Here is a 23,261-nt window from a genome sequence, read left to right as displayed (position 1 = left end):
ATTTCAGGTCGCGATGTAGAGACGCGCGTCTCATCGCGGAAACGGGCCGAGGTCTCAATCGCCCGCCGGAGAGGACACGCTCCGCTTGTTCGGGTCACCTGCAGTGAGCGAACCCTCGGGGCGCTCTGAGCTGAGGTTTGCACGGGCTCAGATGCCGGCGTTCAGAGTGACTGATGAAATTCGGGAGCAGACCTCGAAGCTCTCCGCCAGCCTCATTTCCGCCCGATATCGCAAGCGATTCTAGCAGCATTCTTTCTGATATTGATTGCGCCGGTCGGGTACTGACATGACCTTGATTGAGGCTATCGGCTATTTGGCATCGGCTCTTGTCCTGCTCACGTTCTGCATGAGCACCATGTTGAGCCTGCGTGCGGTGGCAATTTGCAGTAACTTCGCGTTCATCAGCTACGGTTTCGGGGCCGGGCTATACCCTGTTCTTGTTCTGCACGTCGTGCTGCTTCCTTTGAACATCGTATTGCTCGTTCGCATGATGACTTTGCTCCGGAAAGCGAAGCTCGCGGCGGCCACGGATCTATCACCATTGTGGATGCAGCCCTTCATGTGGCCAAAGCATTTCAAGGCTGGGGAGACGATCTTCAGAAAGGGCCAGCATGCCGATTTGCTTTATATGGTCGTATCGGGCGAAGTTGGGCTTCCGGAGATTGACCAGCGACTCTCGGCAGGTGATCTCTTCGGTGAGATTGGATTGTTCTCTTTAGAAAGACGACGCACGCAGACCGCGGTTGCAGCAACCAATGTGGATCTGCTTTGCATCAGCGACGAAGCATTGAAAAAGCTCTGCGAACGCAATCCTGGCTTATCGTTGTACTTCCTGCGATTGACGGCTACTCGAATGACACAAAATGCCTCCCGGCTTCCCCCGATCGGCGCCGGCGCCCCATCGAACTGTGATCTTGGATCGGATCGCCCATTTTAATCCGCAGCGGGTCACAGCGCGGCGGCTCAGCGGACTGATTGCATGTCCGCTTTGCGTTGGGAGGCAGATATCGCGGCCTGAGAGTCCGTTCAGTTCAGGCCTCGGGGCCCTGCGAGCAGGCGCAGCCCGATCGCGAACAGCTCGCTCTGCGAGGAGATGCCGCGCCGCTCATAGCCGCGCTTGCGGTAGGTTCGCGTCGAATGCAGGCTGATGCCGAGTTCTTGCTGGCCGCAGGTCAGTTAAGGGGGACAGAGATGACCAGGGCCGCTCCGCTCCATCAGGACTGCCTGTTTGACTACACCACCACCAGCACCGGCACGCTTCCGTTAGCCAGGACCTCGGATGTCTGACTTCCCAGAAAGAGCCTCTTGAGTCCGCGTCGCCCGTGAGACGACATCACGATCAAATCGCACCCTCTGGACTTGGCAGTTTCGACGATCGCGGTGGCTGGATGGGCGTCTGGAACGTGCAACAATTCGGCAGATACACCGGACTGCTCCGCGACAGTTCGAGCCTCATGGAGAACTTTGCTCGCGCCTTCTCTCTGAGCGGTATTGAATCGATCCATTTCCTCCTGCGTAGGAATGTACCCTCCGGCGTGTCCGCTCCCATAGTCGATGTACATCCCTTCAGTGACGGTGATGATTGTCGCTCTGGCGCCAACGGCCTTTGCCAGGGCAATGCCATGCTTCACGCCCTTGTTCGCGAGCTCTGATCCATCCGTGCTCAAGAGAATATTGGCGTACATCACGCTCTCCCTTCTTGGTTGAACCGTCAGCAAACCAATCATACCCGTTGTGCAGCGGCGGTCCACTCCTCAGGGATGGGCGTCAGACAGGGCGACAGCTCCGAAAGGATCACACATCCGCCTTGCTCGCGGAGTGCAGATATCGGGGACTTAGGGTGCCTCAGTTCAGGCCGCGGGGCCCTGCGAGCAGGCGCAGCACGATCGCGAACAACTCGCTCTGCGAGGAGATGCCGAGCCGCTCATAGGCGCGCTTGCGGTAGGTCAGCGTCGAGTGCAGGCTGATGCCGAGGTCTTGCGAGATCGCCTCGGAGCTGAAGCCTGCGAGGATGCGGCGGCAGACCTCCTGTTCGCGCGGCGTCAGCGATGCCAGCGGCGCACGCGTTGCGAACAGCGTTGCGAGATCGGGCGTCGGCTTCTCCTGGAAATGCCGCGCGACACTCGCCGCGATCGCCGGTGCGATCGTCCCGAGCCGCTCGCGCTGCGCGGCGCTGAAGCGGCCCTGCGCGGCGATGCGGTAGAAATTGACGTAGAAGCAAGTGTCCTCGGTCCAGATCGCGGTCGCGCATTTGTCGACGATGCCGGAATCCTGGAAGAAGATCTTCCGATAGCGCGCGCCGTACATGCGCGGCGCGAAGGACGGCAGCATGATCGGCGCACTGCCCTCGCCTTCGAACAGCGCATCGCGGTTCGGATCGGATTCGTGGAACTGGCCGGCATAGGCCGCGCCGAGGTCCCCACCGATCGGGATGTTGCCGGCATCGAGCAGGCAGCGCGCAGCACCGGCGCGCGACAGCGCAAATACCATGCAATGGCCGACATCGGCCTGCCGGCGTAGCGTGTCGATCAGCACCTTGGGGAAATCGGAGCGACCGATCGCGAGCACCGCGGGCGTGACGTCGCCAGCCGGCGGATCAAGGACTATCCGGTGGGTTTGCATCGCTTCCTCCACTCTCATCAACGTCTCGAGCGTTGTTATGCGCAGGTCACCTGCCCGTTTCAGCCTTGCATTTATCACCACAAGCAGCACTGATTTCAGGAGGAGGGCTGCGCTTCGTCACCATCTCCAGGGCAGATAGCAGATTGCTTTGCCTGACGCCGAGTGCCGCAATCGATATGTAAGGGGCGACCGGCTTGCCCAGAAGGGCATACAACGCCGCATTGGCTTCTGCGACGCCCAAATCGTAAGGCAATTGGGCGCCGATAGCCTTTATCTGGCCGCGGGCGACATAGAGCGCGCTGTCGGGTCCCAGATCGTTCGTCGTCACGACGATGTCCTCTCGTCCCACCGCCTGCGCACCCGCGATTGCTTGCATGGCGGGATCACTCCAGACAGCGAAGATACCCTTGATGTTCGGGTGCGCTGTCAGCATCGCAATCGTTTTCTGATACACCTCGCTCGGCTGGGTGAACTTGACAACTGCCGCCAGACGGACGTCGGGGTGGCCGGCCAATGTCTGCTCGAAACCGCGGCGCCGCGCCGCAATCGAGTAATAGGACTCATAGCTATAGGTGATGAGCGCGACCTCCCCCCGGCCGCCGATTGCCTTCAGCAATTCCTCGGTCGCAAATACCGCGTTCTGCTCATTGTCGGAGCCGACGACGGTGACATAGTCCTTGCCGGGCTGAAGGCCGTGAGGCACGTTGTCCATCAAGATGAGCTTGATACCGGCTTCGCTGACGCGCCTGTAAGCCAGCGTCTGAGTTGCCGGATCAATCGGGACAGAAAACAGGACTTGGATTTTCTGGTCGGCCAATGCGCGCAGCTGCGCTGCCTGCCGCCCAGGATCTTGAGCCGCATCGGTCACGGCCACGAGCTCGACGCCGTATTTGCCCAACGTTTCGGAGATGCCCTGGACCTGGAGCGAATTCCAGGGGGAATCGAGGGCCTGCATGGAGATGGCCGCGCGATAATTTCCGTTACGCAGCCGTGTCAATTCCTCCGTCGTGAAAACCGGCGGCACGGGCGCGATTGCGGGGGCGCCCTCGGGAAATCCGACGACCGGCTGTCCTCTCGCCGAAAGTGGCAGCGGTCCAATCGGCCCCTCCTGGGCGATGTTCGCCCGGCAGCCCCACAGAATGAAAGCGATCACCGCGGCGACCCGCCAAAGCCCTCCCCCCTTACCCACCGACCCGCTCCGTGCAAGGAAATCGCGGCAATATGGAACCAACCGACGATAGCAGGGTTCCATGTTCCTCAAAAGGTGCCGGGGCACGTGTGAGTCCATCCAAACAGAGCCTTTTTTGGCCGCTGCGGCTGATCGCCTTCCTGAGCCTCGCGTTACCCGCGGGGACTCTGGCATTTTCAGGTTGGCAGACCTGGCGGTCAATACATGTCCAAGCCCGCGAACGCATCCAAAGCTCTCTCGACGTGCTCCATGAGCAGACGCAGAAGTCGCTGCAAACGGTCGAGCGATCAATCTCGGAAACCAATGAAGTGCTCCGAGGCATGTCCGACGATGCGATCCGCGCCTCGGAATCGGCGCTATATCTCCGACTCAAGCGCACGCAGCAAGCCTTGCCACAGATCGAGTCAATCTGGGCCTTCGATCGGAATGGCTCACCCTTGGTGTCGAGCACGATCCTGCCTGTTCCACGCAATCTGAACAACTCGGACCGCAGCTACTTCCGTGCCCAGTTGAACTCCTTCGATACCTATGTCAGCGAGATTCTTCGCGCGCGCGTAGGAACGCAGCGCTTCTTCGTCGTCAGCGGACGACGAACGGGGGAGCCGGCCGCCGGCTTCCATGGCGTGATCGGCATAACCGTTTCTCCCGAGAGCTTTTCAGAGTTCTACAGAAAGCTGTCCCGGGGACGAGATGCGTTCGGCCTGGTCCGCTCCGACGGCACGGTGCTCGCCCGCTACCCGGAGGGCCGTTTCGAAGACATCCGCGGACCAAACGATATGTCCCGTGCTATGGAAAGAGACCCGGCCGGCGGCTTCCTGGAGACGCAATCACCACTGGATGGACTGGATCGTGTCATCGGCTATCAGAAGGTCCGCGGCTATGACGTCGCCGGGATCGAGAAAGTCGCCATTACCGAGGAATTCTGGCGCACGACGCTGCTTCAGCTCGCGATCGGCATTCCGATTGCGCTCAGTCTTTTCGCATTGTCGATGTATGCGCTGCGACGTGCCGAGAGCTATCGGGACGAGGTCGTGCGCCGGGAAGCTGCGGAAGCTGCGCTGAAGCAGGGGCAGCGCCTGGAAGCGCTGGGGCAGCTGACGGGAGGGGTTGCGCACGACTTCAACAACCTGCTCATGGTCATTCAGGGCAGCGCGCAGAGAATCAAGCGCACGCTCGTAGAAGACACGCGGCTGACACGATCCCTGCAGGCGATCGAAGAGGCAGTGAATCGCGGCAGCACGCTGACGAGGCAGTTGCTGTCCTTCTCGCGCCGGCAGCCTCAAGACGCCGTTGTCGTTGACCTCAAATTTCGGCTTCCGCAAATTCAGGAGATGCTTCAGGCAAGCCTTCGTGGCGATATCGTCGTGCGAACCGAAATCGCTCCCGATCTGGGACGGGTCAAGATTGACGTCAATGAACTCGAACTGGCACTGCTCAACCTGGCGGTCAACGCGCGCGACGCGATGTCCGCCGGTGGCCAACTTGTGGTGTCGGCCAGCAACGTCGATGCTGCTCAAGCTCCCTCTGACCTGTCCGGCGAGTACGTCGCAATTGCCGTTCAGGACACCGGCTGTGGCATCCCGGAACAGCTTCTGGATCGCGTATTTGAGCCGTTCTTCACGACCAAGGAGGTGGGAAAGGGAACAGGGCTGGGGCTTTCCCAAGTTTATGGATTTGCCCGGCAGTCCGGCGGGACCGCGACAGTCGAAAGCGCGCAAGGCCACGGCACGCGCGTGACCATCTATCTTCCGAAGACCCTCGACGAAGGCACGTCAGTGAGCCTCGCCGAGAGAGCAGAAGAGCTGCGGTTCTCGGGAAAGGTCTTGCTGGTTGAAGACAATCGCGATGTTTCGGAAGTCACCCGCGGTTTGCTCGAAGACTTGGGGTTCAACGTCGACTTGATTAGTGACGCGGAGAGCGCGCTTCGGCATCTGCAGACGTCGGATCAGGCCTATCGATTCCTCCTTTCCGACATCGTGATGCCCGGCCCCATGAACGGGCTCGAGCTCGCGCGCAGAGTGCGAGGATTCGCAAACAAGAGCCTGCCGATCATTCTCGCGACCGGCTACAGCGGGCAGGCGCAGTCTGCCTCCGATGAAGGCTTCCTTCTCCTGCGCAAGCCTTACGGTATGCTGGAGCTCAGGAAGGCCGTGGCCGCAATTCTGGCTGACTCAACAGCAGCAAGAGTTGCGTAGTCATCGATAGAGATCAGCGCGGCGAGCCTCGCCCGCGAATCCAGCTCTCGAGTGCGACAGCAGCTTCGGCCTCGCGGGCCTTGCGCAGCAGGAGGTCGCGGTCATGTCCCGGCGACATCGCTTGCGCCTTGGCTTTGGCGAGGGTAGCGGTCGCAAGCAGGCGCTCGGTCAGGCTCTGCGTTTGCTTGACGCGGCGGCGTTTCTTGGTGCGGTCTTGCATGATTGCTTTCACCTTGGAAAATAGTCGTCAGGTACGGCGCCCCATGTCCCGCTGTAGCGGTAAGAACCAGCCCAGACATTTAGGTTGTCAAAGAGGACGATCGATTGGATTGGTCGCCTTGGCGCTCCGCGTGCAGGCACGGTCATGTGCGCGAGATCTCGCATCAACAGGTCAGACCGGCGGCCGCGCCAAGCTCCAGCTCCAGCGGATCGCGCTCGCCGCGCAGGCTGAGACAGAGCAGGTTGAGCGCAACCTGGCGCCTGTTGCGAGGCGTGCGCATCCGGCTCGGCAGGGAGTCGACGACCAGATCGTAGATCGCCCCGAGCAGCGACAGATCTTCAGGCGCAAGAATGTTTGGTCCGAGCATCACGATGTTTTCCACTCTTCCCGTGCGATCTCCCACACCCATCAGAAGACTGGAAAGCGAGCTGTATCATTTGAGACTCTTGCCCTGCTTTTGTAGATCGACCGTTCGCGGCTATTACCTGTGTTAAGAAAAGAGCGCTCTGTTCCATGCCGAGGAACGATTGCGTCTGCGTTGCCTTGTCTTCCATCCGCCATGTCTGCTCGGGCTGCTATGGAAGGATCAGTCAATGCGCATCCTTCTCGTCGGGGGCACTGGACTCATTGGATCGGCGATCCACGCGAGGCTGGCCGCGGGAAGGGCATGACTGCGTTCTGGTGTCGCGCCATCCCGCGGCGGCGCACGATCCTCGCCACGTCACGCTCGACGTCGTCCGGACCACCGATGCGTCGAAATGGAAGGGCCTCCTTGGCGGCGTCGATGCCGTGATCAATGCGGCGGGTGCGTTGCAGGGACAGGATATGCAAGGCGTCCATGTCGCCGGCAGCGCGGCGCTCTATGCGGCCTGCGAAAGCGCGGGCGTCCGCCGGGTCATCCTGTTCTCGGCGATCGGCAGCAATGTCGATGCACTCAGCGAGTTTTCCCGCACCAAGCGCGCGGGCGAAGCCGCCTTGACGGCGCGGGAGCTCGACTGGGTCGTGCTGCGGCCTTCCGTCGTGGTGGGCCGGCCCGCCTATGGCGGCAGCGCGCTGCTGCGCGGGCTGGCGGCACTGCCTGTGATGCCGGTGATGCCCGACACGGCGGCGATCCAGCCGGTGCATCTCGACGACGTCGTCGAAACGGTGCTGTTCTTCCTGCAACCCGATGCGCCTTCACGGGTCGCGCTGGATCTGGCGGGTCCTCGGCGGATCGCCTTCAGCGACGCAGTCGCGCTGTTTCGCGCCTGGCTGCGCTGGAGGCCGGCTTACCGCCTGCAGCTGCCATCCTGGGCGGCTTCGATGGCGTACCGCGCGGGCGACGTTGCGCAGATGCTGGGATGGCGAACACCCATCAACGCGACGGCACAGGCGGAAATGCGGCGCGGCGCAACCGGCGACCCCGAGCCTTGGCGCCAAACGACCGGCATTCCACCGCGCGATCTCGAAGTGGCGCTCGCACGCGAGCCTGCCTCGGTGCAGGAGCGCTGGTTTGCACAGCTCTATGCGCTCAAGCCGCTGATCTTCGGCGTCTTCGGCGCGTTCTGGATCGCCACGGGCATCATTTCGCTGACCGCCGGCTGGAACATCGGCATGTCGTTGCTGCGGGAAGGCGGGCTACAGGAAAACGTCGCGGCGCTCACCGTGACCGCAGGCGCGCTCGCCGACATCGCCATCGGCCTCGCCATCCTTTACCGGCCTCTAAGCCGCTACGGCCTGTGGGCCGCATTGATCATCTCGCTCACCTATGCCGTGATCGGCACCGCCCTGGTGCCGCGGCTGTGGGCTGATCCGCTGGGGCCGATGCTGAAGATCTGGCCGGTGATCATGCTCAACCTGGTCGCCATGGCGATCCGGGAGGATCGCTGATGCTCTATTTCCTGGTTAAGATGGCGCACATCATCGGTGCCGCAGTGCTGCTCGGCACCGGGGCCGGCATCGCCTTCTTCATGCTGGTGGCGCATCTGCGCGGCGACCCGCGCGAGATCGCCGGCGTTGCGCGGACCGTTGTGCTGGCCGACTTCCTGTTCACGGCGAGCGCCGTGATCCTGCAGCCGATCACCGGGACATGGCTGGCCTGGTCGAGCGGCTATTCCCTCGGCGACGGCTGGGTGGCCGCGTCCATCGCACTGTATCTGGTGACCGGCGCCTTCTGGCTGCCGGTGGTATGGATGCAGATGCAGATGCGCGATCTCGCCGTCGCAGCGGTCGCGAGCAACACCAAATTGCCCGTCCGGTATCACCAACTGTTCCGATGGTGGTTCGCCTTTGGCTTTCCGGCGTTCGCGGCCGTGCTGATGATCTTCTGGCTGATGATCGCCCGGCCGGCCATTCCATACTGGGATTAGGTTCGGACTTCTATCCCGCCACCTTCACTGGCGCCACATTGATCGCGAGCTTGCCGTAGCGGTCGGTGAAGGCCTCGGTGTCGATCTCCTCCAGCTTGATCTCGCCGCTCATCACGCCCTGCTTCCAGGCCGCTTGCGCCGGGTCGTTCTGGAATTCCGGCATCACCTCGCGGCCGAACAGCTCCAGCGATTCGCAGATGTGCTCGTGGCTGTTCTTGCCGGCCTGGTTGAGCAGAATGACCTGATCGATATGAGAAGACTGGAAGCGCTTCAGCTTCCTGCGGATCGTCTCGGGCGAGCCGATCAGCCCGCCGCGCAGCGCCGCCTCCTGCGCTTCCGGATTGTCGCGCTTCCATTTGTTGTACTCGTCCCACATATTGACGGTGTAGGGCGCGGGACGCTGGCGGTTCTGCGCGGCGCCGTAGAAGCGCAGCGCGAACTGGAAGAAGGTGGCGCCGTCGGCACGCGCACGCGCCTCCTCGTCGGTCTTGGCGCACATGAAGAACGAGACCAGCGCCATGTTCGGATTGATCTGGTAATCCGCGAGCTTGTGCAGCCGCTTCGTCATCGCGTTGTAATAGGCGTGCACCCATGCATGCGCGGCATCGGCGCTGACGAACTGGAAGCCGAGCGCGCCAAAGCCGTGGCGGCCGGCGCGCTCGATGGTCGGCAGCTGCGAGCAGGCCATCCACAGCGGCGGATGCGGCTTCTGCACCGGCTTCGGCACCACGTTGCGCAAGGGGATGTCGAAATACTTGCCGTGATGCTCGGACCCTGCGTCCTTGAACATCGGGAAGATCGCAGCGACGGCCTCCTCGAACACCTCCTTCTTGGTCTCCATGTCGCGGCCGAACGGGGTGAGCTCGGTGATCGAGGCGCTCTCGCCCATGCCGAATTCGCAGCGGCCGTTCGAGAGCAGGTCGAGCACCGCGACGCGCTCGGCAACGCGCGCCGGATGATTGGTGGTGAGCTGGAGAATGCCGTGGCCGAGCCGGATATTCTTCGTGCGCTGGCTCGCAGCCGCAAGGAAGGATTCCGGCGAAGGCGAGTGCGAATATTCTTCCAGGAAATGATGCTCGACGACCCAGGCATGGTCGTAGCCGAGCTTGTCGGCAAGCTCCATCTGCGACAGCGCGTTCTGGTAGAGGGCGAGCTCGTCACCGGCCACCCAGGGCCGCGGCAATTGCAGCTCATAGAAGATGCCGAACTTCATGGCGTCGCTCTCCCGCACTTGTTATTGTTAAGAAACATCTTAGTGCGTGAGGCGGCGCTGTCTACGCAAACGCAATTCCGTCGCGCGGCAGATCGCTTCTTCCGCCGCGCGTGTGGCAATGAAAGCCCGATACCGGCACGCACTACAGGGTCCTGCCAACTGGACAGATTGATCCAGATCAACGCGTTAGCGGCTCGAACGGATCTAAAGTGCGGCAAGGCAACGGCCCGGATGCCGTCCCTATTCCCAGTATCATTTCAGAGAGACCGAATATGTCGGCCCCTGACGACACGACTTCGCGCGTGCGCCGTAAGCGCATGGAGATTTTTGCCTTCCTGTTCCTGACCGCGGTCGTGATGCCCGTGCTTGCGGTCGGAACCGTCGGCTCTTACGGCCTCGGCGTCTGGATCTACCAGGTGTTTGCCGGCCCGCCCGGCCCGCCGCCCCCGCATTGATTCCTCAGCAGCGAAAGACAGGCATCATGGCTCACGCCACACTCAACCGCCGCGCCTTGATCACCGGCCGCGTGCTCAGCGCCGATCGCATCGTCGCGCCGCCCGGCGCCGAGATCGCCAGCATCATCGTCCAGGCGCGTCCCGAACGTCTCGCCGAGCTCGAAGCCGAGATCACCGCGCTGCCGGGCTGCGAGATCCACGGCCGCGATCCGCGCGGCAAGCTCGTCGTCGTGACCGAAGCGCCAGATAGCGGCAGCCTCGGCACCCTGCTCAACACCATCCAGTCGCTGCCGAACGTCTATTCCGCAGCACTCGTCTTCCACGCCATCGAAACCGCCTAAGTCAGGAAGAGCCGTCATGTCATCGCCCAAGCTCGACCGCCGCCAGATGCTCAAGCTCGAGGCCGCCGCCATCGCGGCCGCCGCCGCGGGCATGCCGGCTCCGGCGCTCGCCGCCAATCTCGTCACCGAGCGCAACAACAGCGAGATGAAGTGGGACAAGGCCGCCTGCCGCTTCTGCGGCACCGGCTGCTCGGTGATGGTCGCGACCAAGGACAATCGCGTCGTCGCCACCCATGGCGACATCAAGGCCGAGGTCAATCGCGGCCTCAACTGCGTCAAGGGCTACTTCCTCTCCAAGATCATGTACGGCCATGACCGCCTGACCCAGCCGATGTTGCGCAAAACCGGCGGCAAATACGACAAGAACGGCGAGTTCACGCCCGTGTCGTGGACCGAAGCCTTCGACATCATGGAGCTGAAGTGGAAGGAGGCGATGAAGAAGCGCGGGCCGAACGGCGTCGCCATGTTCGGCTCCGGCCAGTGGACGATCTGGGAGGGCTATGCCGCCTCGAAGCTGTTCAAGGCCGGCTTCCGCACCAACAACATCGATCCCAATGCGCGGCACTGCATGGCTTCCGCCGTGGCCGGCATGATGCGCACCTTCGGCATCGACGAGCCGTCCGGCTGCTATGACGACATCGAGGCCACCGACGCCTTCGTGCTGTGGGGCTCCAACATGGCGGAGATGCACCCCATTCTGTGGACGCGCATCGCCGACCGCCGGCTCTCGGCGCCGCATGTCCGCGTCGCCGTGCTCTCGACCTTCGAGCACCGCTCGTTCGACCTCGCCGACATCGGCATGGTGTTTGCGCCGCACACCGACCTCTACATCCTCAACGCCATCGCCAACCACATCATCAAGACCGGACGGGTCAACAAGGACTTCGTCGCCAAGCATACCGTGTTCAAGCGCGGCCAGACCGACATCGGTTACGGCCTGCGGCCCGAGCATCCGCTGCAGAAGGCGGCGACGGGTGCGGCGAAGCCCAACGACGCCACCGACATGAGCTATGACGAGTTCGTCAAGTTCGTGTCGGAGTACACGCTGGAGAAGGCAGCCGAAATGTCGGGCGTGCCGCTCAACCGCCTCACGGCGCTCGCCGAGCTCTACGCCGATCCCAAGACAAAAGTGGTCTCGTTCTGGACCATGGGCTTCAACCAGCACACCCGCGGCGTCTGGTGCAACAACCTCGTCTACAACATCCATCTTCTGACCGGGAAGATCTCCTCGCCCGGCAACAGCCCGTTCTCGCTGACCGGCCAGCCCTCCGCCTGCGGCACCGCGCGCGAGGTCGGCACCTTCTCGCATCGCCTGCCCGCCGACATGGTCGTGACCAACAAGGCGCATCGCGATCACGCCGAGCACATCTGGCAGCTGCCCGAGGGCACCATCCCCGACAAGAACGGGGCGCATGCCGTGCTGCAAAGCCGGATGCTGAAGGACGGCCTGATCAACGCCTATTGGGTGCAGGTCAACAACAACCTGCAGGCCGGTCCCAACATCAACGAAGAGACCTATCCCGGCTTCCGCAACCCCGACAATTTCATCGTGGTGTCGGATGCCTATCCGACGGTGACGGCGCTTGCCGCCGACCTCATCCTGCCGACCGCGATGTGGGTCGAGAAGGAAGGCGCTTACGGCAATGCCGAGCGGCGCACGCAGTTCTGGCACCAGCTCGTCACCGCGCCGGGCGAGGCCAAATCCGATCTCTGGCAGCTGATGGAATTCTCCAAGCGCTTCAAGATCGAGGAAGTGTGGCCCGCGGAGCTGATTGCCAAGAAGCCGGACGTGCGTGGCAAGACGCTGTTCGACGTGCTCTACAAGAACGGCCAGATCGACAAGTATCCGACCTCGGAGATCGAGGCCGGCTACGCCAACGAGGAAGCGAAGGCGTTCGGCTTCTACGTGCAGAAGGGCCTGTTCGAGGAATACGCGCAGTTCGGCCGCGGCCACGGCCACGACCTCGCGCCGTTCGACACTTACCACCGCGAGCGCGGCCTGCGCTGGCCGGTCGTCAACGGGCAGGAAACGAAGTGGCGCTTTCGCGAGGGCAGCGATCCCTATGTCAAGCAGGGCGCCGACGTGCAATTCTACGGCTTCCCGGACGGCAAGGCGCGCGTGTTCGCCCTGCCCTACGAGCCGCCGGCTGAATCGCCCGACAAGGACTACCCGTTCTGGCTGTCGACCGGCCGCGTGCTGGAGCACTGGCATTCCGGCACCATGACGCGCCGTGTGCCCGAGCTCTACAAGGCCTTCCCCGAAGCGGTGTGCTTCATGCATCCGGACGACGCGCAGGAAGCCAAGCTCCGCCGCGGGGATGAAGTGAAGGTGGTCTCCCGCCGCGGCTTCATCCGCGCCCGCGTCGAGACGCGCGGCCGCGACCGGCCGCCGAAGGGCCTCGTGTTCGTGCCGTGGTTCGACGAATCCAAGCTGATCAACAAGGTGACGCTCGACGCCACCGATCCGATCTCGCTGCAGACCGACTTCAAGAAATGCGCCGTGCGCATCGAGCGGGTGAACCTGTCATGATGAAACGATTTGGTATCGCCCTGCTGGCGATCGCGATCGCCATGGGCACGAGCTCGCTGACGGCGCAGACCGTCAGCTCGGGCCTGCGCGGCCCGACCCCGCTCAACGACGAGGGGCCCGCGCCGCCGATGCTGCCGAACCGCAACACCTCCGAGAAGGAGGTGCGCAACTATCCGGAACAGCCGCCGGTGATCCCGCACAATATCGATGGCTATCAGGTCGACCTCAACGGCAACAAGTGCCTGTCCTGCCACGCGCGTGCGCGCACGGCGGAATCGCAGGCGCCGATGGTTTCGATCACGCATTTCATGGACCGTGACGGCCAGTTCCTGGGCTCGGTCTCGCCGCGCCGTTTCTTCTGCACCGAATGCCACGTGCCGCAGAACACCGCCAATCCGCCTGTCAGCAACGATTTCACCGACATCGACACGCTGCTGTCGCGCGCAAGTCCTGGTGGCCGGCGATGACGACGACCGCTGACGAGCCCAATGCAGAACTGAAAGCCAAGCGCGGCTTCATCGCGCGGAGCTGGGCCTTCGCGCTCGAGCTCTGGCAGGTGTTGACCCGGCCGAGCTCGGTGTTCGCCCTCGGCACCCTGGTGCTGGCCGGCTTCGTTGCCGGCGTGATCTTCTGGGGCGGCTTCAACACCGCGCTGGAAATCACCAACACAGAAAAATTCTGCACCAGCTGCCACGAGATGAAGGACAACGTCTACGCCGAGCTGAAGTCGACCATCCACTTCTCCAACCGCTCCGGCGTGCGCGCGACCTGCCCGGATTGCCACGTGCCGCACAACTGGACCGACAAGATCGCGCGCAAGATGCAGGCCTCCAAGGAGGTCTGGGGCAAGATATTCGGCACCATCGACACGAGGGAGAAATTCCAGGAGCACCGCCTCGAGCTCGCGGCGCATGAATGGGCGCGCTTCAAGGCCAACGATTCACTGGAATGCCGCAACTGCCACAGCGCCGATTCCATGGACATCACCAAGCAGTCGCCGCGGGCCTCGGTGGCGCACCAGCGCTTCCTGTTCACGAAGGAAAAGACCTGCATCGACTGCCACAAGGGCATCGCCCACCAATTGCCCGACATGCGCGGCGTTCCCGGCTGGCAGTAGGGGTGCTCGTTCTTCGCGGGGCCTGAGCAAGCGCCTCGTCCTTCGAGACGGCTGCTTCGCAGCCTCCTCAGGATGAGGCTAAACGCATCTTGCCCGAGGAAACTGCCGCCGCGCGCTCCGTCCTCATCCTGAGGGACCGCCGAAGGCGGGCGTCTCGAAGGATGGCGCCACAGATGCCGCCTCCCTGTGCTTGAACCGACGGGGCGAATGGTTAGTTTTGGCGGGTAGCGAATCGCCTCGTTTCGCAGCCTCTCAAGACAGACATGGCCACCTTCACCCCGCATCAGGATGCCGCGCTCAAGGCCGTCGGCGACTGGCTCAAAGCAAAGCCCGGCCGGAACGGCACGCCGCCGGTGTTCCGCCTGTTCGGCTTTGCCGGCACCGGCAAGACCACGCTGGCGCGGCACATCGCCGAGGGCGTCGACGGCGAGGTGAAGTTCGCCGCCTTCACCGGCAAGGCGGCCCTCGTCATGCGCAACAAGGGCTGCGACGAGGCCTCCACCATCCATTCCCTAATCTACCGCGCCCGGGAATCCGGCGAGGAGCAGCCGAGCTTCGAGTTGTGGGATGACGCGCCGGCCTCCAAGGCCAAGCTGATCGTGATCGACGAATGCTCGATGGTCGACGCCGAGCTGGGGCGCGACCTGATGTCGTTCGACTGTCCGCTGCTGGTGCTCGGCGACCCCGCGCAGCTGCCGCCGATCCAGGGCGGCGGCTTCTTCACCAATTCGGAGCCGGACGCAATGCTGACCGAGGTGCATCGCCAGGCCCAGGACGATCCGATCGTGCGGATGTCGATGGACGTCCGCGAGGGCCGCGAGCTCGACATCGGCCGCTATGGCGAGAGCGAGGTGGTCTCGCGCAAGGAGCTCGATCCCGACCGCGTCATGGGCGCCGACCAGGTGCTGGTCGGCCGCAACAACACGCGCCGCGCCTACAACATGCGGGTGCGCCAGCGCCAGAACATCGAGGACCAGTTTCCCGTCGCCGGCGACAAGCTGGTGTGCCTGCGCAACAACCGCAAGAAGGGCTTGTTCAACGGCGGGCTGTGGCGCGTCAAGTCGCGCAACACGTCGCGCTCGAAGTCGCGCATCCTCTCGATGCGCCTGATGCCGGACGAGGATTTCGGGCACAAGGTGACCAAGGTCTCGGTGCGCGCCGACTGCTTCGAGGGCGGCATCGAGCAGATCGCCTGGGAGCAGCGCAAGCCTTATGACGAGTTCGACTACGGCTATGTGCTGACCGTGCACAAGTCGCAGGGCTCGCAATGGGACGACGTCGTGCTGTTCGACGAGAGCTTCGCGTTCGGGGAATCCCGGGCGCGGTGGCTGTATACGGGGATTACGCGCGCGGCGAAGCGGTTGAGTATTGTCGTTTAAGACTCCGCTCCCGTAGGGTGGGCAAAGGCGCAACGCGCCGTGCCCACCATCTCTCCACACGCACTAGAAATGGTGGGCACGCTTCGCTTTGCCCACCCTACGAGACCTGATTGCTCGTCATTTCCCCGCGACAAAGTAAAAATCCTCTCTTCCCGGCGGTGAGCCGTAGGTGAACGGCTGCTGCTCGTGCTTGGTCGCGGCCCAGACATCGTCGCGGACGATGTCGAACAGCTTTCGGATCTCGACGCGCGGCTGCTTGATCTCGCGGGCGAGCGCGGTGGCGAACGGGCTGTTGGCGGCACCATCGCCGTCCATCGCGGTCTCGCCGTGCTTGGCGGCATAGACCACCATGAATCCGGCGCCGGGCTCGATGTTGGAAAAACCCTTGTCGACCAGCTTCAGCGCCAGCGTGCGCTGCATGGTCGGCGCGAACGGATTGTCGCGGCAGGCATCCAGGACCACGAGCCGCATCTTTCGTGCGGCGCCGACCGCGGCGATCACCTGCTCCAGGGCAACCGCCTGGGTCTCGGCGTCCTTGTCGGCGGCGAGCTTGGCATCAACAGGAACGAGATAGTTCACCCCGCCGATCTCGAAACCGTGGCCGGCATAATAGAACACGGCCCAATCGGCCTTTTCCGCCTCATTGGCAAAGGTCTGCAACGCCTCGAAGAACTTGTCGCGGGTGAGATCGCTGACGGATATCACGGTCTGGAAGCCGACATCGCGCAGCACGCCGGCGATCAGTTTGGAGTCGCGCAGTGGATTGGGCAGGGCATGGACGTTCTTGTAGGCGCCATTGCCGATCACCAGCGCGACGCGGCGCCCGGCGGGTGCGCCGCCCGGCGTTTGCGGCGTCAACGCGGCGAGCCGCTCCTGGGCGATGGCGCGGGCGCGCGCGACGTCGATCTCGTCGAACCTGGTCAGCGAATAGGCCGCGGCGCGGTAATCGGCGCGGGCCTGGGCGAGATCCTTCCTCCGCTCGTAGATCTGGCCACGGCCGGAATGGGCGCGGACATTGTTGGGATTGATCTGGAGGGCCGCGTTGTAGTCCTTGAGCGCCGCATCGAGGTCGCCCTTCATCATGTTGACGTCGGCGCGATTGTTGATCACGAACACGTTCTTCGGCTGCTTCTCGATCAGGCCGCTGCAGTCGGCAAGGGCCTGCGCGTACTTCCCCATCATGCCGTAGGTGATGCAGCGGCTGCCGGCGATCTGCGGCGCGGCCGCATCGATCTTCTCGGCCTCGGCGAAATCGGCGAGGGCGCCGTCGAAATCCTTCATCAGCGTGCGCACGCGGGCGCGGTTGGTCCAGGCGAGCAGGAATTTCGGCGTGTATTTGATCGACAGGCTGAAATCGTCGAGCGCGCTTTGCAGCGCGCCCCGGCGCAGGTGGATGACCCCGCGATTGTTGTAGGGGACGCCGTAGGCCGGCCGCTTCTGCAGCGCGAGGTTGTAGTCGGCCATCGCGAGATCCTCCTTCCCGCTGCGCTCATAGGCGAGGCCGCGCAGGTTGAGGGTCACGACATAGTCGGGATCGAGGTCGAGCGCGGTGGACAAGACCTCGATCGCGCGCACGTAGTCGCGCTTGTTGAGCAGCGTGTTGCCGCGCACGGAGAGCGCGATCGCCTTGTCCTTGCCGGCGACACGGTCGGCGCTGAGCAGATTGTCGCAGGCGGCGGCGCGGGCCGGCAGCTCCGCCTGGCGGTCGCGGCAAATGGCGAGATCGTTGCCGGCGGCTTGCGGATTGGCCGCGGCAATCAAGCCAGACGCTGCCAGGGCGAGGAAGGTCAGGAAAACGACGCGCAGCATGTTGTCAAGTCAGCTCCAGTCACCATTCCTATGATCGATCGTCGATCGCGCCGGTTCATCTAGCGCGGAGTTCCGCATCCCGCCAAGTCGCGCTCGAAGGCGCGCTGCCCGCTCCGGCGGTCTTCACGGCTTCGTGTCCGCCATGGCGTAACATTCGCCGGCGATGTCCGTATCTCGAATGATGCAAATGCCGCCGGGCAGGCTGTTCGCCCGGGCCCGGCCGCCTTAGACTGTCAGACCTTCGGAAAGAGGATCGCCATGCGCCGACCTGCCGTCCTGTCCCTGCTCGCCGCAACCGCCGCGCTCTCGCTGGCCTTTGCCATGCCGTCCCGGGCTGCCGAGGATGCGGTCGTGATCCCCGCCCCCGCCACCGATACAGCGTCCGCGAGCGGAATCCAGACTGCCGTCATCGCCGGCGGCTGCTTCTGGGGCGTCCAAGGCGTCTTCCAGCACACTGCGGGCGTGGTCAACGCCGTGTCCGGCTACGCCGGCGGCACCAAGGCGACCGCCGACTACCAGAGCGTCTCGAGCGGCCGCACCGGCCATGCCGAGGCCGTCGAGATCAAATACGATCCGCAGAAGATCTCTTACGGCAAGATCCTCCAGATCTATTTCTCGGTGGTGCACGACCCGACCCAGCTGAACCGCCAGGGCCCTGACGTCGGCCCGCAATATCGCTCGGCGATCTTCACCACCTCCGACGAGCAGAAGAAGGTGGCAGAGGCCTATATCGCCCAGCTCAACGGCGCGAAGGTCTTCAAGAAGCCGATCGTGACCAAGGTCGGCGCGCTGGAGGCGTTCTATCCGGCGGAGGCCTACCATCAGGACTATCTGACGCTGCACCCGAACCAGCCCTACATCGCCTATAACGACATCCCGAAGGTCGAGAACCTGAAAAAGCTGTTCGCGGATAATTATATTGAGAAGCCGACGCTGGTGAATGCCAGCAAGGCCACCAACTGATCGCGAGATCATCGACAGAAACGGGAGACCCATGCCCGACACCAGAACGAAAACCACCGAAGACAAGGTCATCAAGAGCGACGAGCAGTGGCGGCGCGAGCTGACGCCGATGCAGTACGCGGTGCTGCGCGAGAAGGCGACCGAGCGGCCCTTCTCCGGCGAATATGAGCACGACCACCGCACCGGCACCTATGTCTGCGCCGGCTGCGGCAACGTGCTGTTCGAGTCGGATGCCAAGTTTGATTCCGGCTGCGGCTGGCCGAGCTTCACTCAGCCGGCGGTCGAGAGCCATATCGACGAGGAGCGCGACGTCAGCCACGGCATGATCCGCACCGAGGTGCTGTGCTCCAAGTGCAGCGGCCATCTCGGCCATGTCTTCCCCGACGGTCCCGGGCCGACCGGCCTGCGCTATTGCATCAATTCGGCGGCACTCAAGCTGGAGCCGAAATAAACCCAAGGCCACGGCGGGTTCCGAGTTGGAACCCGCCGTGGCGATGTGCTTTTCTCTCCCGGCGGCGCGGCCGTCCTCGCATTTGGCGGCCGCCAGGGAGGATGCCATGTCATTCGGGACCATCCTGATCATCCTGGTGATCATCTATCTGCTGGGGGGCCTGTCCGGCCGGATCGGCGGCTATGGCTATGGCCTTGGCCATTCCGGCATGGGAATCGGCGGCGTCGTGCTGGTGGTGTTGGTCGTGCTGCTGCTTCTCGGCAAACTGTAAGCCGCACAACTTATTGAAATTGCTGAAGTTATCGCCCGCGCGGGGCTGCCATGCGTGAATTCATCATCTCGCATCGCGGGGGTCGCATTTTTGTCAAATCGGGCTATATTAGAGGACGAAAATGACATGTGCGGCGGGCCCGCTCGATTGCGGCCCCTCCCCTCCCAAACCCCACGCGCTTAAAGCCCCAGAGAAGATCACGAGGTCTTTGACCATGCGTCCACTGCGTCCGTTCAACTTCAACACCTCCGCCGAACTCTTCCCCGCCGCGATCCGCAAGAAGAAGCGCGCGGGCTTCACCTATCGCCGGTTCGGCACCGCCGCCGAGGCCGTGCAGTTCGCGATGGAGCAATTGCCGACGGATTCGTTGAACGGCGCCTATCTGCAGGTCGAGGAAGCGCGCTTCGACCAGAACGGCATCCGCTCGCTCTATGAGAGCGAGGCCTTCCCGCTGCCCCGCCGCCGCAAGCTGGATACCGAGACCGACGCCGACGCGGCGTAACTTTTCCCAACACCGTTCGATGTGCGCAAAAGGCGCGATGGCTGAAAGGCTGTCGCGCCTTTTGTGTTTTCGGCTTTCGTGCTTCCACAACGTCATGGCCCGGCTTGTCCCGGCCATCCGCGCCTTGCGCCGCAGCACGACGAACGTGGATGCCCGGAACAAGCCCGGGCATGACGACCCGTCATGCCTACTCATCAATTGCGAAGAGGAACGCTTCTACATCCGCGGCTGCTTCTCCAGCCAGCGCTGGAGCAGGCGCACATTGCGCATATTGGCGCGGAACATGACGTCGAAGGCGTCGCCCGCGAAGGGGACCAGGCCGACCACGCCGTCGACTGCGACATTGCCGAGCATGCGCGCGGTGATGTACCAGGGCGCGCCGAGCGCTCGCGCCTCGCGCACCAGCCACAGCGAGATCGCGGTGGTGATGATGTCGCCGACGACCGGGATCAGACCGATCAGCCCGTCGATGCCGTAACGGATATTGGTGCCGGGCAGGATGAAGGCGACGTCGAGCAGTTTCGCGATCGCCTCGAGCCGCGCAATCCGCTGCTCGCGCGTCAGATTGCCGAACGGATTGCCAGCAAACGGATTGTCCCTGCCGAACTCAAAGGGAAACTCGCGAAATCTCTGCTCCAGCGTTTCGGGGCGGATCTCGTGTCCCTCCTGATCGATGATCGGCCCGCGCGTCTCCTTGCCGGAGAAGGTTGCGCGCGAGCCGCCTCCCGAACGGGATCGGCGCGGGGCAATGATATCGTCGTCGGACATGGTCATGGTCTCTAGGGAACGCGCCGCCGCAGCGGAGGTTGCTGCGCCGCGCCCGAAAGTCGCGCGCTCAGGTCGGCGCCGCCACCGCCGGCGGCTCCTCGACATATCTATGCACGAGCCAGGACGAAATCACCGCCGGCACGAAGCCGACCAGGCCGTACAGGATGAACTGCACCGCACCCGAATCCGGCCCGCGGGAGGAGTAGGTCATCGAGGCCAGGATGAAGGCGAACAGGCCGACCAGCAGCATTCGCACGCCCGGGCCGATCCGCCTTATATGGACCAGGATGTCGTCGACCGCGCCGATCATCAGCGCGGGCAGGAAGCCGAACAGATAGCTGTATTGCAGCGTCTTGAAAAACACTGCGAACAGCTTTCCGACCTCGCCGAGGCTGGTCTGGGCCCAATAGCCGGACTGATAGGTCGTCGTCAGCAGCAGCAGGAACCCGCCGACGAACGGACCGACCAGCGCAAACACCAGATAGCGTTTCATCGAACCACCTCTTGGACTTCCACAGCTTTATAGCAGCGCCGCGGGAACCTTGAACAGCGGGCGCCGGCCCCTGAAGGGGGAACAAGTGGCAGGGCGACGAGTTCATGCATGACCTGAATTTACCTCTGTCCGATTGGAGCGCCGATGGCCCGCAAAATTCTCCTGGCGACGATCATGCTGGCAGCCTTGACCGGTGTTTCGGAGGGGCCTGCTTTCGCGCAAGGCCACATGGGCACGCCGCAGGAACAGAAGGCCTGCACGCGAGACGCACAGCGCTTCTGCCGCAAGGACCTCGGCAACGACATGGCGGTACAAGGTTGCCTGCAAGCCAATCGCGCCAAGCTGTCGAAGTCCTGCAGCAATGTATTCAAGAGCCACGGCATGTGAAGACCGGCACCATTCCGGCGAATGGAGCGTGAAGCCATGTTACGCGATGAACAACTCTCCATCCTCCGGGATATCAGCCAATCCGTTGCCTTCGCCGACGACCGCCAAGGCAAGGTAGGCCAATTGATCGCCGACGGTTACGTGATGAAGGACGGCGACCTGTTCGAACTCACGGCCAAGGGCGTCACCGCGGTCGAGGAACATGCCGCATCACTCGGCGCGAGCGATGCGGAGCAAGCGGGTGCATCCTCGGATCGGCTGATGTGAGCACGCGCGACGTGACTCGCGTGCAACAATTGCGAATTCCTTTGCGCTGACCATTGCAGCCCCCGGGCAATGGCGCATACTTCGCTCGGGCGGCGCAGCACTTTTCGATTCGAACATCAAGAAATCGAGCGACCACATGCGGGACTGGAGTTCCCGGCGTGAAGGCTGTGACATGCGGCAGATCAAGCCGCGTGCGGCGCCCCAAAAACCAAGTGGCTCAAGCCCAAGGGAAATCGGGGACCCATTCCGCATGACACGCAATCAGACCATCGCAACTCTGTTTAAGACCACCGCTTCGCTGTTGGCCGTCGCCGCCAGCGCCATCGCACTGCAGACATCACCCGGCCTCGCCTTCTCCTCCGAAGCGCAGCAGATGTGCACGGGCGATGCGATGCGGCTGTGCTCCAGCGAAATCCCCGACATCCCGCGGGTCAGGGCCTGCATGGTGCGGAACAAGGCGAATGTCAGCCCCGGCTGCCGCGCCGTGATGGACCGCGAGGCCACCGCGTCGCGCAAGCGGGAAGCGGCCGCGCAATAGGGTCGGATCATCCGCAGCGTCATGGCCGGGCTTGTCGCGGCCATCCACGGCTTACCCCAGCGTACAGAGAAACGTGGATGCCCGGGACAAGCCCGGGCATGACGATGTCGCTAAGTCGGTAGAAAGTGCCTAATCGCCCCACTGCGCGAAGGCGTCGTTGAAGGCGCGCTCGCCGGGGGCGCCCTTCTCGATGGCGATGATGGCGCGGCGCTGGTTGGCGTAGACCAGCGGCACGTCGAACCACGAGCGCTCCTTCAGGAGCTGGACGTTGCGGCTGCGGTCAGCGTCGACATTGGACAGTCCGACCAGGAAGAAGCCGTCGGTGACCTTGACCGCGAGGCCGGCGAGCGGCGTGCCGCGCGCCTGCTCGTTCGATTTCATCAGGATGCCCGGCACGTTGGAGACGCTGCCGCCCGGAAAGTCCTGCGGCAGGATGAAGGTCAATTCCGCGGTATGGCTCGCCGGCAGCGACGAATCGGTGTTGCGCCGGAACGACATCGTCATCTTGAACTTGCGGTCGGGAATCTCGATGTCGGCGCGCACGGCGAGGTCGGCCTTCTGGTTGCCGGACGCCTTGATCGGCTCCAGCCGCCACACCACCGAGCCGACATATTGCTTGCCCTTCGGATCGGACGGATCCTCGTCATAGAGTACGACCTTCTGCGCCACCGGCGCGACCGGCTGGTCCGCCGAAGGCTGGCCAACCCGATCCGGAATCTTGGGCTTGCTCTGCGGCTGCGCCGGAGTCGGCGTGTCCGTCACTTGCGTCGCGGACGGCTTGAGAAAGCCGTTGACGATCTGGACCAGCTGCTTGCCCCAGAGGATGCCGGCGCCGACCAGGATCAGCACGATGCCGACGGCGATCGCGCTCTTGAACGGGAAGGAGGAGCCGGTGCGGACGCGCTTCTTGACGTCCCGCTCGGCCGCGACGCGCGGACGGGGCGAGGGCGGCTGCGGCGTGTAGCGCTCGGCCTCCTCGATCGACTCGTCGTAGGAATAGGGCGCCTCGGCCTCGCCGGAGCGATTTTCCAGGCTCGGCTCCAGCCGGTCGAACTCCGGCGTGGGCGAAGGCACGTTGGCGTAGGTCCGGCGCGCGGCACGGCTGGCCTGCGCGGCGGCGCCGCCGAGATCGTTGGCATCGGCCGTAATGTCGCGAAAGCCGCGCACGCCCGGGGCTGATGGCGGCGGTGGCGGCGGGCCCAT

Annotated in this window: 27 protein-coding genes and 1 pseudogene; 17 read left to right on the top strand and 11 right to left on the bottom strand. The window is 63.5% G+C overall.

From position 1 onward, the window contains the following. The first annotated feature begins 286 nt into the window (after positions 1 to 286). On the top strand, positions 287 to 937 hold the full coding sequence (locus tag SE91_RS01920) for a Crp/Fnr family transcriptional regulator (protein ID WP_061846369.1): 651 nt from the start codon (positions 287 to 289) through the stop codon (positions 935 to 937). A gap of 89 nt (positions 938 to 1,026) precedes the next feature. Here SE91_RS01920 and SE91_RS37380 read toward each other — a convergent pair. From SE91_RS37380 to SE91_RS01905, 4 genes and pseudogenes are all read right to left on the bottom strand, one after another. Further along, positions 1,027 to 1,161, bottom strand: a pseudogene (locus SE91_RS37380) (LuxR family transcriptional regulator); the annotation flags it as partial. A 71-nt stretch (positions 1,162 to 1,232) separates the two neighbouring features. Continuing rightward, positions 1,233 to 1,685 (bottom strand): universal stress protein, encoded by a 453-nt coding sequence (locus SE91_RS01915; protein ID WP_060737965.1) that lies wholly within the window; start codon positions 1,683 to 1,685, stop codon positions 1,233 to 1,235. Between the two features lie 160 nt (positions 1,686 to 1,845). Next, positions 1,846 to 2,622: a helix-turn-helix transcriptional regulator gene (locus SE91_RS01910; protein WP_061846368.1), complete on the bottom strand. Its 777-nt coding sequence runs from the start codon at positions 2,620 to 2,622 to the stop codon at positions 1,846 to 1,848. A gap of 46 nt (positions 2,623 to 2,668) precedes the next feature. Further along, positions 2,669 to 3,775: a substrate-binding domain-containing protein gene (locus tag SE91_RS01905; protein ID WP_158511665.1), complete on the bottom strand. Its 1,107-nt coding sequence runs from the start codon at positions 3,773 to 3,775 to the stop codon at positions 2,669 to 2,671. Between the two features lie 68 nt (positions 3,776 to 3,843). Here SE91_RS01905 and SE91_RS01900 point away from each other — a divergent pair, with 68 nt between their 5' ends. Further along, positions 3,844 to 6,006, top strand: a complete 2,163-nt coding sequence (locus tag SE91_RS01900) for a hybrid sensor histidine kinase/response regulator family protein (protein ID WP_063921277.1) — start codon at positions 3,844 to 3,846, stop codon at positions 6,004 to 6,006. A 13-nt stretch (positions 6,007 to 6,019) separates the two neighbouring features. Here the strand turns inward: SE91_RS01900 and SE91_RS01895 are convergent, their stop codons facing one another. Together SE91_RS01895 and SE91_RS01890 are read right to left on the bottom strand one after the other, a co-directional pair. Then, positions 6,020 to 6,226 carry a hypothetical protein gene (locus SE91_RS01895; protein ID WP_060737967.1) on the bottom strand — a complete coding sequence of 69 codons (207 nt, stop codon included), beginning with the start codon at positions 6,224 to 6,226 and terminating at the stop codon, positions 6,020 to 6,022. A gap of 163 nt (positions 6,227 to 6,389) precedes the next feature. Continuing rightward, positions 6,390 to 6,596, bottom strand: coding sequence for a hypothetical protein (locus SE91_RS01890; RefSeq protein WP_156489410.1), 207 nt, complete (start codon positions 6,594 to 6,596; stop codon positions 6,390 to 6,392). 311 nt (positions 6,597 to 6,907) lie between these two features. Between SE91_RS01890 and SE91_RS01885 the strand changes: the two genes are divergently transcribed. Together SE91_RS01885 and SE91_RS01880 are read left to right on the top strand one after the other, a co-directional pair. Then, entirely contained in the window at positions 6,908 to 8,095 is a 1,188-nt protein-coding gene (locus SE91_RS01885) for an SDR family oxidoreductase (protein WP_283806215.1), read from the top strand. Beyond that, complete coding sequence (locus tag SE91_RS01880; protein WP_060737072.1) at positions 8,095 to 8,574, top strand: DUF2269 family protein; 480 nt, start codon at positions 8,095 to 8,097, stop codon at positions 8,572 to 8,574. The genes SE91_RS01885 and SE91_RS01880 overlap by 1 nt, the downstream gene beginning before the upstream one ends. A 10-nt stretch (positions 8,575 to 8,584) precedes the next feature. On the opposite strand, the gene SE91_RS01875 is transcribed toward SE91_RS01880, so the two are convergent. Next, positions 8,585 to 9,787, bottom strand: a complete 1,203-nt coding sequence (locus tag SE91_RS01875) for an LLM class flavin-dependent oxidoreductase (protein WP_061846365.1) — start codon at positions 9,785 to 9,787, stop codon at positions 8,585 to 8,587. 272 nt (positions 9,788 to 10,059) lie between these two features. Between SE91_RS01875 and napE the strand changes: the two genes are divergently transcribed. From napE to SE91_RS01845, 6 genes are all read left to right on the top strand, one after another. Then, positions 10,060 to 10,242, top strand: a complete 183-nt coding sequence (gene napE / locus SE91_RS01870; RefSeq protein WP_061846364.1) for a periplasmic nitrate reductase, NapE protein — start codon at positions 10,060 to 10,062, stop codon at positions 10,240 to 10,242. 26 nt (positions 10,243 to 10,268) lie between these two features. Continuing rightward, positions 10,269 to 10,583, top strand: coding sequence for a chaperone NapD (locus SE91_RS01865; RefSeq protein ID WP_061846363.1), 315 nt, complete (start codon positions 10,269 to 10,271; stop codon positions 10,581 to 10,583). 16 nt (positions 10,584 to 10,599) lie between these two features. Further along, positions 10,600 to 13,113, top strand: coding sequence for a nitrate reductase catalytic subunit NapA (gene napA / locus SE91_RS01860; RefSeq protein ID WP_061846362.1), 2,514 nt, complete (start codon positions 10,600 to 10,602; stop codon positions 13,111 to 13,113). Further along, positions 13,110 to 13,580 carry a nitrate reductase cytochrome c-type subunit gene (locus tag SE91_RS01855; protein ID WP_060737076.1) on the top strand — a complete coding sequence of 157 codons (471 nt, stop codon included), beginning with the start codon at positions 13,110 to 13,112 and terminating at the stop codon, positions 13,578 to 13,580. The genes napA and SE91_RS01855 overlap by 4 nt, the downstream gene beginning before the upstream one ends. Continuing rightward, positions 13,577 to 14,230 carry a NapC/NirT family cytochrome c gene (locus SE91_RS01850; protein ID WP_008546057.1) on the top strand — a complete coding sequence of 218 codons (654 nt, stop codon included), beginning with the start codon at positions 13,577 to 13,579 and terminating at the stop codon, positions 14,228 to 14,230. The genes SE91_RS01855 and SE91_RS01850 overlap by 4 nt, the downstream gene beginning before the upstream one ends. Positions 14,231 to 14,493: 263 nt before the next feature. Beyond that, complete coding sequence (locus tag SE91_RS01845; RefSeq protein WP_008546058.1) at positions 14,494 to 15,609, top strand: ATP-dependent DNA helicase; 1,116 nt, start codon at positions 14,494 to 14,496, stop codon at positions 15,607 to 15,609. A gap of 117 nt (positions 15,610 to 15,726) precedes the next feature. Here the strand turns inward: SE91_RS01845 and SE91_RS01840 are convergent, their stop codons facing one another. After that, the gene (locus SE91_RS01840) at positions 15,727 to 17,418 is read right to left on the bottom strand and encodes a caspase family protein (protein WP_061846361.1); all 1,692 of its coding nucleotides are present in this window, start codon (positions 17,416 to 17,418) and stop codon (positions 15,727 to 15,729) included. A gap of 258 nt (positions 17,419 to 17,676) precedes the next feature. On the opposite strand from SE91_RS01840, the gene msrA reads away from it, so the two are divergent. The 4 genes from msrA (at position 17,677) to SE91_RS01820 (ending at position 19,605) form a co-directional block, all read left to right on the top strand. After that, entirely contained in the window at positions 17,677 to 18,381 is a 705-nt protein-coding gene (gene msrA, locus SE91_RS01835) for a peptide-methionine (S)-S-oxide reductase MsrA (protein ID WP_008546068.1), read from the top strand. Positions 18,382 to 18,412: 31 nt separating this feature from the next. After that, the gene (msrB, locus tag SE91_RS01830; RefSeq protein WP_061846360.1) at positions 18,413 to 18,832 is read left to right on the top strand and encodes a peptide-methionine (R)-S-oxide reductase MsrB; all 420 of its coding nucleotides are present in this window, start codon (positions 18,413 to 18,415) and stop codon (positions 18,830 to 18,832) included. Positions 18,833 to 18,938: 106 nt separating this feature from the next. Further along, positions 18,939 to 19,103: a DUF3309 family protein gene (locus tag SE91_RS01825; protein WP_061846359.1), complete on the top strand. Its 165-nt coding sequence runs from the start codon at positions 18,939 to 18,941 to the stop codon at positions 19,101 to 19,103. A 214-nt stretch (positions 19,104 to 19,317) separates the two neighbouring features. Next, complete coding sequence (locus SE91_RS01820) at positions 19,318 to 19,605, top strand: hypothetical protein (protein WP_008546070.1); 288 nt, start codon at positions 19,318 to 19,320, stop codon at positions 19,603 to 19,605. Positions 19,606 to 19,821: 216 nt separating this feature from the next. Here SE91_RS01820 and SE91_RS01815 read toward each other — a convergent pair whose 3' ends face one another. Both SE91_RS01815 and SE91_RS01810 read right to left on the bottom strand, forming a co-directional pair. Continuing rightward, on the bottom strand, positions 19,822 to 20,379 hold the full coding sequence (locus tag SE91_RS01815; RefSeq protein ID WP_082813633.1) for a DUF4112 domain-containing protein: 558 nt from the start codon (positions 20,377 to 20,379) through the stop codon (positions 19,822 to 19,824). 61 nt (positions 20,380 to 20,440) lie between these two features. Continuing rightward, positions 20,441 to 20,866, bottom strand: a complete 426-nt coding sequence (locus SE91_RS01810; protein WP_060737079.1) for a DUF5413 family protein — start codon at positions 20,864 to 20,866, stop codon at positions 20,441 to 20,443. A gap of 174 nt (positions 20,867 to 21,040) precedes the next feature. On the opposite strand from SE91_RS01810, the gene SE91_RS01805 reads away from it, so the two are divergent. The 3 genes from SE91_RS01805 (at position 21,041) to SE91_RS01795 (ending at position 22,058) form a co-directional block, all read left to right on the top strand. Then, positions 21,041 to 21,253, top strand: coding sequence for a hypothetical protein (locus SE91_RS01805; protein ID WP_442855186.1), 213 nt, complete (start codon positions 21,041 to 21,043; stop codon positions 21,251 to 21,253). 21 nt (positions 21,254 to 21,274) lie between these two features. Continuing rightward, positions 21,275 to 21,520 carry a hypothetical protein gene (locus SE91_RS01800; RefSeq protein ID WP_008546073.1) on the top strand — a complete coding sequence of 82 codons (246 nt, stop codon included), beginning with the start codon at positions 21,275 to 21,277 and terminating at the stop codon, positions 21,518 to 21,520. Between the two features lie 250 nt (positions 21,521 to 21,770). Further along, positions 21,771 to 22,058, top strand: coding sequence for a hypothetical protein (locus tag SE91_RS01795; protein WP_061846358.1), 288 nt, complete (start codon positions 21,771 to 21,773; stop codon positions 22,056 to 22,058). A 129-nt stretch (positions 22,059 to 22,187) separates the two neighbouring features. Here SE91_RS01795 and SE91_RS01790 read toward each other — a convergent pair. Continuing rightward, on the bottom strand, positions 22,188 to 23,261 hold a 1,074-nt coding region (locus tag SE91_RS01790), incomplete at its 5' end, for a hypothetical protein (RefSeq protein ID WP_061846357.1).

Origin of the sequence: Bradyrhizobium sp. DOA1, assembly GCF_001593325.1 — a bacterium.
In the GTDB taxonomy this organism is placed as follows: Bacteria; Pseudomonadota; Alphaproteobacteria; order Rhizobiales; family Xanthobacteraceae; genus Bradyrhizobium.
The sequence above is the reverse complement of the archived record's forward strand: the minus strand, read 5'-3'. Positions and strand labels throughout refer to the sequence as shown.